The 15,164-nt window shown below is 47.9% G+C and carries 3 protein-coding genes; all 3 read right to left on the bottom strand.

Annotated elements, in window-relative coordinates:
• Positions 1-5: 5 nt before the first annotated feature.
• Entirely contained in the window at positions 6-1,268 is a 1,263-nt protein-coding gene (locus tag DR864_RS09015; protein WP_114066648.1) for a DUF11 domain-containing protein, read from the bottom strand.
• A gap of 75 nt (positions 1,269-1,343) precedes the next feature.
• Positions 1,344-6,239, bottom strand: a complete 4,896-nt coding sequence (locus tag DR864_RS09020; RefSeq protein ID WP_114066649.1) for a beta strand repeat-containing protein — start codon at positions 6,237-6,239, stop codon at positions 1,344-1,346.
• An 85-nt stretch (positions 6,240-6,324) separates the two neighbouring features.
• Complete coding sequence (locus DR864_RS09025) at positions 6,325-15,129, bottom strand: Ig-like domain-containing protein (protein WP_114066650.1); 8,805 nt, start codon at positions 15,127-15,129, stop codon at positions 6,325-6,327.
• Positions 15,130-15,164: the final 35 nt, after the last annotated feature.

The following is a 15,164-nucleotide window of genomic DNA, read 5'->3' on the forward strand; positions in this document are numbered from 1 at the left end:
GTTTTTTATTTTTTTATTTTTTTGACTGTAAAAGGCACACAGATAGCTTTGGTTGGGCAGCAGTCGCCTTCGTAGAAAATATAAGAACAACAACCTGCTGTTGGGCAAGTGGTGTTAGTAGCGGTAAATCGGTAAGAACCCGCTTCGGTAATTTGGATAACGGACGTTGTTGCACCAGAGATTGGTTGGTCATTTCTAAACCATTGAATATTGGTATATCCCGATGGAATGGAAAGTTCAAAAACCTGTCCTACACAAATTGGTACAGGAACCGTGATGCAAGTTCGGTCAAAGTCGTCTTCGCTTTCGATATTGTTGTTTGGAGTAGAGTCTGTATCGGTTTGATCTGCCTTAGAAATTTGGGCCGTAAAATACTGCACACCCGTCTGTGTTACTTGGACTGCTATAGACAAGGTGACGGTTTGACCAACGGCGATATTTCCTATGGTCCATGTACCCGTAGCGGAGTTATAAGTACCAGTAGCTGTGGCAAAAGTTTGGAAATTCATCCCCGCAGGTAAAATATCCTTTACTTCTACGCCGGATGCAGGATTTTGTCCTTCATTTTTGACGCTTACAGTTAAAGTGAGATTTGCATTTAAGCCGGGCTGCTGATTGCTAACAGCTACGGTAAGCGATAAGTCAATAGGAGGATTGCAAGTGGCATCAGGGCCTAATTTTTCGACAAATTGTTCTAAAGGAATAACATTCCCGCTCGGCGTTTGCCCAGAGCGTGAATAAAAACTACATGCCGTATTGAGTGAAGTCACACTTTTGGCCGCCGCCACAAAGGGATCTGCTTTAGCTAAGATTCCTACGGGGCTGTAGCAGGCATTTCCTTGGAAGGTAAAAAGAGCAACGGGAGTTCCGTTGGTAAATGAACCATAATCGGTTTCGGTAGCTGTTTTTCCAATAACATAATAGTTGTAAGCAGCGTCTAAACTCGCCGAGGCAAATATGGCCTGACTTCCCAATTTGAGGGGATTTTTCTCCCAAGTTCCTTTTATGTCGGTGATATTCTGAATCACAAAATCTTTGGGAACTTTCAGCGATACCTGCGCTGTCGCTCCAAATTCTTTGACATCGGTATTATTAGCGTTTGGCGTAGCATATTTGGGTACCACCCAAACTGTGTAAAGCCCCGTATTGGCTTGGTAGGTCAATTGGTAATTGACTTGATTTGTCGAGAGTTGCTGCGCTGCTACCGTAACAAAGCCAAGAAACCAGATTAGCCCAATCCAAGCGATTGTAGATATTCCTTTTTTCATTGTAGTGTATGTTTATTTCGTTGAATTTTCAGGTTTTTACAGGGGAGCATCGCGCTCCCCTGAGTCTGTCTATGTTTATTTAGGTAATTGCTCCTGAATGATAAAGAAGTTTTGTTTGAGGGCGTTACCAGGATGATTGTTGATGACATTTTGGTAGATGTACTCTACATCGTTGGTCGTTCCCTGAAAAATCACTTCTCCATCCATGTTAACATCTCCTGTGTAATAGCCTGAAAGAATGAAGAAAGGCAGTAGAAAAGGATTGCCCATGGCTGCAATGACTTGCTGATAGATAACATTGACGTCGTTGTCAGTACCCTGGTAAATCACTTGCCCGTCATAAAGGGAATTACCCGCCCAGAGGGCTTTTCCCTGAACTACATCTACTTGCGATTGATGAATCGGCGAATTTGCTAAAACATACGTAGGAGTGGCTGTCGAACGGAAATCAATCGTAGAAACGATCTGCGTTAATGGCAGGGCCGTTTGCGACATGACTCCCAAATGGTTACGGTGACGAACCGACACAAAATAGCTAGCCGCAACAACCGTGTTGAAGGTGATGGGTGAAGTGCCGTCTACCTCTACAATATCACCGTCACGTTGAACCAAGGCCGAGCGGCTGTCTACCACGATAGTTGAATCATTGGCATCGCGCAATTCAACAAATACCCAGTCCACGATGGCATCTTGCCCGCTGACAGTCAACACCGTGTTTGAGGTAATGGTATCGGCGGCAGTAATAGGATTCCAGGATACATAAGGTGATTTTCGGGGAATCAGATTTTTCACCCGCAGGTCATCACGCATAAGGTTGCCAGAGAATACCCCAAACAATGATCCCTGCAAATAGACCTTAGGCAACAGCGTTAGCTTGCCGGGAGTCTGAATTGTGATGGGAGTTGGGACAAAGTTGTTTTGAGGATCACCATCAAAGTCTGGATCGGGATTATTTCCCAACTGCGATTGATCTTTTATGGTTTCTCCCAAGGGACTCTGACCAGTACTGTAAGCAATATTGATGTATGTAACTCCTACGAATGCATTCGGACTGATGCGCACCGTCAAACTGATGATTCCGCTGTCACCGATAGCCAAGGCATTGCCGGGCAAAAGCAGCTGAGTCTGGCTTGCTGTGCCCGTATAGGTGGGATTAACGGTAAACTTAGTACTGCTGATACCCAGAACATTAACGGTAGCAGGACTCGGGAAGGTCTTGGACAGCGTATCAAATACCTGTACGTTACTGAGAGGCACATTGCCTACGTTTTTCACTTTAAGACTGAACGTAACGTCGTAGGTATAGTTGAGGTTGTTTACAAAGGAGCTAACTTCTTTTGCAATACCGATTTTGGGATTCTGGGTCAGCGGCACAACGGTTGGGTCGTTGGTAGGATCCGTGTCAGGGTCCGCAGGGGTATCTACCAATTCATTACCACTATCGGAAACATCTGTCACCTCAGGACCCGTTGGCGGCGTTCCTATCACGATGGCGCTGTTTTTAACTTCGCCTGCATTGACATCAGCCTGCGTGATAGTGTAAGTAGCCGTGGCGGTCCCAGTGGCATTAGGTGCAAGGGTACTCGGTGAAACTACCAAGTTGTTCAGGCTCAATTTTACATCATCAATGGAAAGATTTGTCAGCGTGACATTACCCGTGTTGGTGACGGTAAAACTATAGGTTATCACATCACCAACGGCACCTGTGCCTCCCATAGCAGCTAGTTTCACTAACCGTACTTGTGGATTCTGGATCAGCGGCACAACGGTTGGGTCGTTGGTAGGATCCGTGTCAGGGTCCGCAGGGGTATCTACCAATTCATTACCACTATCGGAAACATCTGTCACCTCAGGACCCGTTGGCGGCGTTCCTATCACGATGGCGCTGTTTTTAACTTCGCCTGCATTGACATCAGCCTGCGTGATAGTGTAAGTAGCCGTGGCGGTCCCAGTGGCATTAGGTGCAAGGGTACTCGGTGAAACTACCAAGTTGTTCAGGCTCAATTTTACATCATCAATGGAAAGATTTGTCAGCGTGACATTACCCGTGTTGGTGACGGTAAAACTATAGGTTATCACATCACCAACGGCACCTGTGCCTCCCATAGCAGCTAGTTTCACTAACCGTACTTGTGGATTCTGGATCAGCGGCACAACGGTTGGGTCGTTGGTAGGATCCGTGTCAGGGTCCGCAGGGGTATCTACCAATTCATTACCACTATCGGAAACATCTGTCACCTCAGGACCCGTTGGCGGCGTTCCTATCACGATGGCGCTGTTTTTAACTTCGCCTGCATTGACATCAGCCTGCGTGATAGTGTAAGTAGCCGTGGCGGTCCCAGTGGCATTAGGTGCAAGGGTACTCGGTGAAACTACCAAGTTGTTCAGGCTCAATTTTACATCATCAATGGAAAGATTTGTCAGCGTGACATTACCCGTGTTGGTGACGGTAAAACTATAGGTTATCACATCACCAACGGCACCTGTGCCTCCCATAGCAGCTAGTTTCACTAACTGTACCTGTGGTGCAGGGGTAATCAGCAACACCGTTGGGTCGTTTGTAGGATCCGAATCGGTCGTTCCGTCCAACTTAGGTGACTCCGTAACATCGGGATTAGAAATTGTTCCGCCTGTATTGTTGGTACCTGCATCCGAGATGTCCGTTACAGGAGTGGCAGCATTGCCATTAGGCAAATTTGGTGGCGTACCACTGGCCGTGGCCGTGTTTTGGACTCCACCCGCGTTGATGTCGGCTTGCGTAATGGTGTAAGTAGCGGTAGCCGTGCCTGTGGCTCCCGGCATTAAAATCGCTGGACTTACCGCTGCGTTGCTCAAACCGAGTTTAGCGTCAGTCAACGATACCCCGCTCAGTGTTACGTTACCCGTGTTGGTCACCGTGAAAGTATAGTTAATCACATCGTCTAAGGATCCGGAGGCACCGGATGAGGTCACAGAAGCTACGCTCTTGATTAACTTAATCGAAGGCGAAGGCGCAAGCAGCAACACCGTTGGGTCGTTTGTAGGATCCGAATCGGTCGTTCCGTCCAACTTAGGTGACTCCGTAACATCGGGATTAGAAATTGTTCCGCCTGTATTGTTGGTACCTGCATCCGAGATGTCCGTTACAGGAGTGGCAGCATTGCCATTAGGCAAATTTGGTGGCGTACCACTGGCCGTGGCCGTGTTTTGGACTCCACCCGCGTTGATGTCGGCTTGCGTAATGGTGTAAGTAGCGGTAGCCGTGCCTGTGGCTCCCGGCATTAAAATCGCTGGACTTACCGCTGCGCTGCTCAAACCGAGTTTAGCGTCAGTCAACGATACCCCGCTCAGTGTCACGTTACCCGTGTTGGTCACCGTGAAAGTATAGTTAATCACATCGTCTAAGGATCCGGAGGCACCGGATGAGGTCACAGAAGCTACGCTCTTGATTAACTTAATCGAAGGCGAAGGCGCAAGCAGCAACACCGTTGGGTCGTTTGTAGGATCCGAATCGGTCGTTCCGTCCAACTTAGGTGATTCCGTAACATCGGGATTAGAAATTGTTCCGCCTGTATTGTTGGTACCTGCATCCGAGATGTCCGTTACAGGAGTGGCAGCATTGCCATTAGGCAAATTTGGTGGCGTACCACTGGCCGTGGCCGTGTTTTGGACTCCACCCGCGTTGATGTCGGCTTGCGTAATGGTGTAAGTAGCGGTAGCCGTGCCTGTGGCTCCCGGCATTAAAATCGCTGGACTTACCGCTGCGTTGCTCAAACCGAGTTTAGCGTCAGTCAACGATACCCCGCTCAGTGTCACGTTACCCGTGTTGGTCACCGTGAAAGTATAGTTAATCACATCGTCTAAGGATCCGGAGGCACCGGATGAGGTCACAGAAGCTACGCTCTTGATTAACTTAATCGAAGGCGAAGGCGCAAGCAGCAACACCGTTGGGTCGTTTGTAGGATCCGAATCGGTCGTTCCGTCCAACTTAGGTGATTCCGTAACATCGGGATTAGAAATTGTTCCGCCTGTATTGTTGGTACCTGCATCCGAGACATCCGTTACAGTTGCAACAGGTCCGCTTGAGGGTGTGCCTGTGACGGTGGCGGTATTTTCAACGCCGCCTGCATTTACATCGGCTTGGGTGATGGTATAAGCAGCGGTAGCTGTGCCCGTTGCTCCAGGGGCAAGTGTACTGGGGCTGACGGCTGCGTTCGTCAAACTGAGTTTAGCGTCGGTCAAAGCAACCCCAGAAAGCGACACGTTGCCCGTGTTAGTAACGGTGAAAGTATAGTTGATGACATCGCCCACGCCGCGACCGGTCGGTCCGTTGTCGGTGATGGAAGTAATGCTTTTGATTAACTTGATCGAAGGGGCGCTACAGTCTACGTCAGGGCCTAATTTTTCAACAAACTGTTCTAAGGGGATTACGTTTCCGCTTGTAGCCTGTCCAGAGCGAGAATAAAAACTACAGGCCGTATTGAGCGAAGCCAGGTTTTTGGCCGCCGCCACAAAAGGGTCAGCTTTGGCTAAAACTCCCACTGCTCCATAACAGGCATTGCCTTGGAAGGTAAAAAGAGCAACAGGAATACCACTTGCAAAAGCCCCATAGTCAGATTCCGTTGAGTTTTTTCCAATCACATAATAGAGATAATTCGGGTCTAAACTGGCTGGTGTAAATACCGGCTGACTTCCTAATTTTACCGGGTTTTTCTCCCAAGTACCCTTGATGTCGGTAATGTTTTGAATGACAAAGTCTTTGGGCACTTTCAGAGATACCTGCGCCGTGGCCCCAAATTCATTGGTATTCGGATTGTTAGCGTTGGGCGTGGCGTATTGGGGCACCACCCATACCGTATAAGTTTGATTTGCAGAATTATATGTCAATTGGTAGTTGACTTGATTTGTCGAAAGTTGTTGCGCTATTGCCGGAATAAATCCCAAAATCCATGCAAGCCCAATCCAAATGGATGTATGTAATTTGTTTTTCATCGTGAGTTACCTGTCAGGTGGTTTATTTTTCATATAGTTGTTAAGCGGAGGAGATTAATCTCTCCTCCACGATTGGTAGTGCATTTTACTTAGGCAATTGCTGCTGTATGATATAGAAGTTTTGTTTGAGGGCGTTACCGGGATGATTGTTGATGACGTTTTGGTAGATGTACTCTACATCATTGGTCGTTCCCTGGAAAATCACTTCCCCATCCATATTTATGTCTCCTGTGTAATAGCCCTGAAGGATGAAGAAAGGCAGTCCAATCACATTACCCACCGCCCCAATGACTTGCTGATAGACGACATTGACATCGTTGCCAGTGCCCTGATAAGTCACTTGGTCATCATAAAGTGCATTACCTGCCCAGAGGGCTTTCCCCTGTACAACATTTACCTGCGACTGATGAATCGGAGCGTTGGAGAAAACATAGGTGGGCGTCGTTGTTAATCTAAAATCGACAACTGTAGCAATATGTGTTAATGGAAGCGCATTTTTTGTCATAACCCCCAAATGATTACGATGTTTGACGACTACAAAGTAGCTTGCTGGAATTGCGTTGGTGAAAACAATGGATGAAGTTCCATCTACGTCTACAATATCGCCATCTCGTTGTACAAGCGCCGATCGGCTATCGATAATATCAGTAGAGTCCGTGGCACTGCGAAGTTCTACAAATACCCAATCCACAATGGCATCCTGTCCGGTGACAGTCAACACCGTGTTTGAGGTAATGGTATCGGCGGGAGTAGTTGGATTCCAGGCTGCGTAAGGCGATTTTCTTGGAATCAGGTTTTTCACCCGCAAATCATCTCGCATCAAATTACCTGAGAATACCCCAAACAACGAACCTTGTAAGTAAACTTTTGGCAGGAGTGCTACCTTACTGACTTGCAATATGGTTATATAGACCGTGGCGGTATCACACAGATTAGGCGTGCCGTTGTCGCAGACCTTATAAATAAATCGGTCAGGACCTACGTAGTTATTATTCGGCGTGTACGTGTAAGTGCCGTTCGGATTAAACACCACCGTTCCGTTAGTCGGGTTGGTCAGTTTTGTAAACGTGAGCGGGTCGTTGTTAGGATCGCTGTCGTTCGTGGCTACCGTTCCACTCACAGGCGTATTAACTTGGGTAACGTTGGCATCATCCACGGCCACAGGCGGGTCGTTTCCAGGAATCAATGGCAATACATCTATCGTCACCGTCGCCGTGTCGCAAGCGCCTTTCACATCGCAAAGCAGATATTTGAAGCTGTTCTTGCCGACAAATGCACCCGTTGGGCTGTAAGTGAAGCTGCTGTCGGATGGATTGTAAACCACCGTACCGTTGGTCGGATTAGTGATTTTGGTCACCGAAGCAAACTTGTCGCCCTGCGGATCAAAATCATTGCCCAACACCCGTATTTTCACAGGTACGCCCACTTGCGTTTGGGTCGCATCGTCGTTGGCTACCACGCTGTTGGTGGTGACTGGAGGCAATATATCAATAGTCACGATGGCCGTATCACACAAGCCTGCACTGTTGCACACCACGTAGCAGAATTTATCCGTTCCTACGAAGTTGTTCGTTGGTGTATAGACATAGTTACCGTTGGCCTGCAGCACCACTGTTCCGTGTTGCGGCGGGCAAATAACTGGTATCGTAGTGTTGACCGTCAGCGGTAATCCTTGCGGGTCATCATCATTGGTCAACACATTACCTGATACAGGGGTGTTGATTGGCGTATTGTTGATGTCATCGGTGGCCACAGGAGGCGATACCAATACCGTTATATAGACCGTGGCGGTATCACACAGATTAGGCGTGCCGTTGTCGCAGACCTTGTAAATAAATCGGTCAGGACCTGCGTAGTTATTATTCGGCGTGTACGTGTAAGTGCCGTTCGGATTAAACACCACCGTTCCGTTAGTCGGGTTGGTCAGTTTTGTAAACGTGAGCGGGTCGTTGTTAGGATCGCTGTCGTTCGTGGCTACCGTTCCACTCACAGGCGTATTAACTTGGGTAACGTTGGCATCATCCACGGCCACAGGCGGGTCGTTTCCAGGAATCAATGGCAATACATCTATCGTCACCGTCGCCGTGTCGCAAGCGCCTTTCACATCGCAAAGCAGATATTTGAAGCTGTTCTTGCCGACAAATGCACCCGTTGGGCTGTAAGTGAAGCTGCTGTCGGATGGATTGTAAACCACCGTACCGTTGGTCGGATTAGTGATTTTGGTCACCGAAGCAAACTTGTCGCCCTGCGGATCAAAATCATTGCCCAACACCCGTATTTTCACAGGTACGCCCACTTGCGTTTGGGTCGCATCGTCATTGGCTACCACACTGTTCTTGGTTACCAAAGGTAGGATGTCTATCGTTACCGTGGCCGTATCACACAAGCCTGCACTGTTGCAAACCACGTAACAGAATTTATCCGTTCCTACGAAGTTGTTGGTTGGTGTGTAAGTGTAGTTACCATTGGCCTGCATCACCACGGTTCCGTGTTGCGGCGGACAAATCGTCGGTATCGTTGTGTTGACCGTCAGCGGTAATCCCTGTGGGTCATCATCATTGGTCAACACGTTACCTGATACAGGGGTGTTAATCGGCGTGTTGTTGATGTCATCGGTGGCTACCGGAGGCGATACCAATACCGTTATATAGACCGTGGCGGTATCACACAGATTAGGCGTGCCGTTGTCGCAGACCTTGTAAATAAATCGGTCGGGTCCTGCGTAGTTATTATTCGGCGTATAGGTGTAGGTGCCGTTCGGATTGAACACCACCGTTCCGTTAGTCGGGTTGGTCAGTTTGGTGAACGTGAGCGGGTCGTTGTTAGGGTCGCTGTCGTTCGTAGCTACCGTTCCACTCACCGGCACATTGACTCTGGTGATGTTGGCATCATCCACTGCTACCGGCGGATCGTTGCCCGGAATTATTGGCAACACTTCTATCGTCACCGTGGCCGTGTCGCAAGCGCCTTTCACATCACAAAGCAGATATTTGAAGCTGTTCTTGCCGACAAATGCGCCCGTTGGGCTGTAAGTGAAGCTGCTGTCGGATGGATTGTACACCACCGTACCGTTGGTCGGATTAGTGAGTTTGGTCACCGAAGCAAACTTGTCGCCTTGTGGGTCAAAGTCATTGCCCAACACCTGTATTTTCACAGGAACACCTACTTGGGTTTGCGTTGCATCGTCATTGGCTACCACGCTATTCTTGGTTAACAAAGGTATGATGTCTATCGTTACTGTGGCGGTATCGCACAAGCCTATGCTGCTGCACACCACGTAGCAGAAGGTATCCGTTCCTACGAAGTTGTTGTTTGGTGTGTACGTATAATTACCGTTGGCTTGTATCACCACTGTACCGTTTTTCGGCGGACAGATGGTCGGTATCGTTGTGTTGACTGTCAATGGTAAACTTTGCGGATCACTGTCATTGGTCAACACGTTGCCTGATACAGGGGTGTTAATCGGCGTGTTGTTGATGTCGTTGGTGGCCACTGGAGGAAGTGCGGCTACTCTGATAGTTAACAAGCCATCATCACACAAACCCGTTGGATCACAAACTTTGTAAGGAATAGTAACGATCCCCACAAAATTTAAAGCCGGGGTAAAGGTAAATGAACCATTATTTGTCGTGTCCCACACGATGACGCCTTCACTGGCCAAAGGTGCCGCCAAAGGATCAAACAACAACTCGGCCAACGTATTGTCAGGGTCGGAATCATTGGGGGCGACCGTACCACTAACGGGCGTATTGAAAGGGGTCGTATAGTTGTCATCAACTGCTACCGGCGGCTGACAATTCGGCGCAATCAAAGTACCGGAGGCGGTGGCTGTACAATTGTTGGCATCGGTTACGGTTACTGTGTAAGTACCCGATGATAAACCAGTTAAATCTTTAGTGGTAATGCCGCCCGGGGACCATGAGTAAGTGTATGGCCCTATCCCACCTGTAACTACTGAAAATGCTTTACCGTCAATTGCCTGACAACTACGATTTTCAACTATTACGCTAACGGTGAGCGCAGGGGCACTACCTACAGTAGCGGATATACTTTTGGTACAGCCCAGTGCATCAGTCACGATAACAGTATATGCACCTGATAATAAGTTTGATGGATCTTGAACATTCCCGATGGCGGTTGGGCCAGTCCATACGTAAGAGAATGGGGCCACTCCATTTTGTATAATTAAATCGATTGAACCCTTGTTGACACTGCACGAAGAGTTATTCGAGACGGTGACAAAAAGTTCTATTTCGTTGGCGGGCTCAGTAATAACGACAGAGGCAGTAGCAGTACATCCATTGGCGTCTGTAACGAATACATTGTATGTGCCTGCCTGTAATCCCGTTGCGGTCGCTGTCATCGCTCCATTGGACCAATTATACGTGTAAGGGGCGGTTCCACCACTACCCGTAACGGTTGCTTCACCGTTGCTCCCTCCTTTACAGCTTACGCTTTTTGTTTGCGAAGCATTGGCCGTTAAAAGAGCAGGTTGAGTAACGGGACTTGCCGTTAATGTTTTCACACAACCAATAGCATCCGAAACAGTAACTGAATAAGTCCCTGCTGACAAGCCCGAAATGTCTTCTGTGATAGCACCATTTGACCAGCTAAACGTAACGGGTGCAACGCCACCAGTAACGATTAGGTTTACTCTACCATTGTTATTACCAAAGCAACTGATAGAAGTAGTTATCGACGAAAGCGAAAGATTGGAGGTATTGTTAACGGTAAAGGTTTTAGAAACTTTACATCCAGTATTATCTGTCACTTCTAATGTATAATTACCCGCTATTAAATTAGTACGATCTTTTGAAGTCGGCCCATCTATCCATTTGTAGGTGTAAGGAGAAGATCCACCGGTTACTGATACCGTTATAGCGCCAGTTGCACTACCAGAACAAAGGGCATTGGTGATTGCCCCCGTTATGATAATTTGGGTAGGTTCACCCACTGAAGTTGTGAATACTTCCGTACAAGAATTGGCATCAGTAACTGTAACCGAATAATCTCCTGCCGGTAAATTGAACAGATTTTGGCTTGTCGAGCCGTTACTCCACAAATAGGTATAAGGAGGTGTGCCGCCACCGTTTGTAATAGAAATCTCGCCAGTGGATGCACCAAAACAATCCGCATCAGTAGGCGTTATGGTCGCAGATATTGGGGCAGTGGGTCCAGAAATAGTAAATATGTTTGAAGTAACCGAACAGCCATTGGCATCCGTTACTACTACATTATAGTTCCCGGGATTCAGCCCACTAATATCTTGGGTAGTAGCACCATTGTTCCACCCATAAGTATAAGGCGGCGTACCGCCGGTAGCATTAACATCTATACTTCCATTCCCATCCCCAAAACACAATACATTGGTTATGGCAACAGGAGCTACCGCAATCAAAGAGGAAGGTTGTGTAATGACCATGTTCACTAGTGGGAAGGTGCAGCCATTCGCATCAGTGATGGTCACATTATACGTACCCGCCGGGCGATTGGTGATGTCTTTCGTAGTTGCTGTAAAGCTGTTTGGACCCGTCCAAGCGTATGTATATGGCGCTGTACCGCCGGTTACGGTCAAAACAATTTGGCCATTTGTGCCATTTCGACAAGTTACATTGGAAATAGCTCGAGTTGCACCTAAAACCGCGCTTGGCTGAGTTATTACGATGGTCTGCGTTGCTGTACAGCCATTGACATCAGTAACCGTTACCTGGTAAGTACCAGCTCCTATAGAGGGCTGATCTTGAATATTACCCGAAAAAGGAATTGAGTTACGAGTCCATACATAATTGTACGGTGCAGTACCACCCGATACGCTTAAGTCTATACTTCCTGTTAAGCCTCCGAAGCAATTGACATTCGTTTTAACATTATCAAGGACAATACCCGCAGGCTGCGTTATGGTAGCAGACGTAGCACTTACGCATCCCGTGGCATCCGTAACGACTACACTGTAAGTCCCAGCCGCTAATCCTGTTCTGTCTTCGGTGATAGCTCCATCAGACCACAAGTAGGTATAGGGGGCTGTGCCGCCCGTCACAGTCACGTTTATAGTGCCTGTGCTTGCACCGTTGCAAGTTACATCTGTCTTTGTGTTTGTTACTGTTGGCCCATTGGTACTGATGACGGCAACGGTGGAAGTCTGAAAACAACCTTTTGAATCCGTAACAGTTAGGGTATAACTGCCACTGCTCAAATTGGTCAGGTCTTCGGTTGTGGCGCCATTATTCCAATCAAAATCATAAGCGGGTGTTCCACCAGTTACGGTAATATTAATTGCTCCGTTTGATTGGTTACAGGTAGCATTCGTAATCGACGCAGTTGTAAGCACGGGGTTATCTTCTACCGTAACGTTCACGGTAGCCGTAGCCTTACAACCTGAAGCATCCGTAACGACAACCGTGTATATACCGTTGTGGATTGCTGCATTAGCATTTAGTATGGTGGGGTTCGGGCTAGATGACGTAAAACCGCTGGGCCCCGTCCAAGAATAGGAAACTCCACCAGTAGCTTGCAAACTGATTGTTCTGTCTTTACAAACGGGCAAAACAACGAAAGCCTGCGCGGTTGGTTGAATGACATCTACATCAATGCAGGTCTGGGCACTTTCGTTACAATCATTCACCGCTACAACGCACACTTGGTAAGTTCCGGGCGTGACACCGGTCCAATTAACCCTGATTTCCGGTGTACCTTGTCCTGATACGATGATTGCCCCGGCAGGAACCGTCCAGGTGTAGGATATATTGGCAGGGTTTGGAGCAACCGAGAAGACCTCAGCAACACTACTCCGGCAAATATCAATGGGGTCGCAATTTGCGGGAGCATTCAAAACAATATTGCCAGTTGAAACCGTACAGCCTTTGGAGTCAGTAACGGTCAGACTATACGTACCAGCGGCTAAACCTGTTCGGCTATTGGTATTATTGGTTCCAGCTAGGTCCGCCCAGTCGTAAGTATAAGGTGCTGTTCCTCCAGTTACGGCAGGTGTTATGCTTCCTGAGGCAAAACATTGTGGTTGTACCAATGATTGGCTAACGGCCAACGCTGCCGAAGGTTGCGTAATTGTAACATTTACGGTCTCCTCACAACCGCCAGCATCCTTAACAGTGATGACGTAAGCGCCGGCAGTTAAGTTGGTAAACGTACCTGAACTGCCAAAAGCGCCGCTACCCAGTTTGTAAGTGTATGGAGCAACCCCATTTGAGCCTGCAACGGTGACAGCACCAGTTGAGGCGCCAAAGCAATTTATATTCGTTTGTGATGTTACGGAAGCAGTGATAGCACCACAAAATAACGTAAGCGCCGCTGAGCGTTTGAATCGAATGCAATCATTAGAACTATGCGTGACCACTACGTAATAATTATTTGCGTATAACCCCGTACTGTTCGTAATATTGAGCGTAGCCGTTGTTACTCCGCTGTATACGCCCGTGTTTGTCAGCGTTGTTCCACCGGCATCAGGATCACCCAAATACCATTGGTAAATTAGGCCCGCGTTTGAGTTTGCTGCTGTACCGTAGCTGGGTGTACCGCCAGTGTATGAGGTGGCGTTATCACCGCGAGCGGAGATACTGAAGGTGGCAGGTGCAGCTAGAGCCACAGATTGATTACTCGGGTTGGTCACAATAACAACCCGAGTAGCCACCTGACTGCCTCCAACGGTTTGACCACCGCCCGCAAAGTTTGGAACACCGTTTGTGCCAACTGCTCCGGTCAGTCGGCCATTGGCATCTACATTTGCCGTTGTAAAAGCAGCCCCGCCTTCGATAGCATCAAAGCATCCATCCCCGTCAGAATCGTTATCCAATGAATTAATCAGACCGTCGTTGTCTATATTTCCGGCACCCTCCACCGTATCCAATATGCCGTCGTTATCATCGTCTAAATCGCACGCGTCCGAAATATTATCCCCGTCGGAGTCGGGTAAACTGCCGACCACAAGGGGATTGGGGGTGAGCGTTGTTTGGTTCGTGATATTATTCGCATCTCGTATCTGCACCGTATAGTTTCCAGCCGTAAGGCTGTTAAATACATTGCTGTTCTGCCAAGCACCGGCGTTGATTCGGTATTGATACGTACCGCTTCCTCCCGTTGGATTGGATACGGTTATTGAACCATTGGCCGTGCCAATACAGGCGTCCGTTTTACTGGCCGTTCCACCTACCGGTGGAAGCGAATAGTTGACAACAAGCTGTGGACGGTTATTCGGATCAGTTGCATCATCACTGTACATGTAGTACCATGATTCTTCTTTGTCACCTACAAGAGTAGCAGGTACTATACCCAAACCATTATTCGGAGATGTACCATTGTACCACTCCTGAACCAACGTTGTAATGGTGATATTATAGACTGTACCCGTAGCATCAGATGCACCGGCCGTTAGTGTGCCATAGTTGGTGCCTGCAAAATTCCCTCCAGTCCAACTGCCAGTCCCAGGACTGTTCCAAGTGGATGACCCTGACTGAGCGGCATTACAGGCTGTACCTTCTACCCAAGGAGTAGTAACCCTTCTGATGATTGACGTGAACGCTGAACCTGCCTCGTTATCCCATCCTGTACCGTTTGGTGCGTGTACCATTCTGAGGGTTGCCGAGGTGATGGTTGCCCCAGCAGGAATAGTCGACAAATCAAACTCAAGGAGGGGATTTTGTTGGTAATTGGTAGCGTTATCCGGGCCGATTCCCTGGCATGAGCCGAAGTTGCGAGTATTGGCTCCTTTATAAACCTGAGTTGCTTTGGTTGAGGGAATGGTTGTAGTCTGTGCATGAATAACCGCTACACCACCAAAAAACAGGCATAAAACAAGTGTGATACGCGACAAATGACAATAAATCTTCGAAGACTTACCTTTTATTTGTTTAGATACGTAGGTATAAATCGCTTCCATATTATTGCTTTTAATTCGATTAAGACATAAAATAC

This window comes from Runella rosea, from assembly GCF_003325355.1.
Lineage (GTDB): Bacteria > Bacteroidota > Bacteroidia > Cytophagales > Spirosomataceae > Runella > Runella rosea.

Excerpts from the sequence above, each read along its gene's own strand:
- DR864_RS09020 (WP_114066649.1), bottom strand. The coding sequence starts at position 6,239 with ATGAAAAACAAATTACATACATCCATTTGGATTGGGCTTGCATGGATT.
- DR864_RS09015 (WP_114066648.1), bottom strand. The coding sequence starts at position 1,268 with ATGAAAAAAGGAATATCTACAATCGCTTGGATTGGGCTAATCTGGTTT.
- DR864_RS09025 (WP_114066650.1), bottom strand. The coding sequence starts at position 15,129 with ATGGAAGCGATTTATACCTACGTATCTAAACAAATAAAAGGTAAGTCT.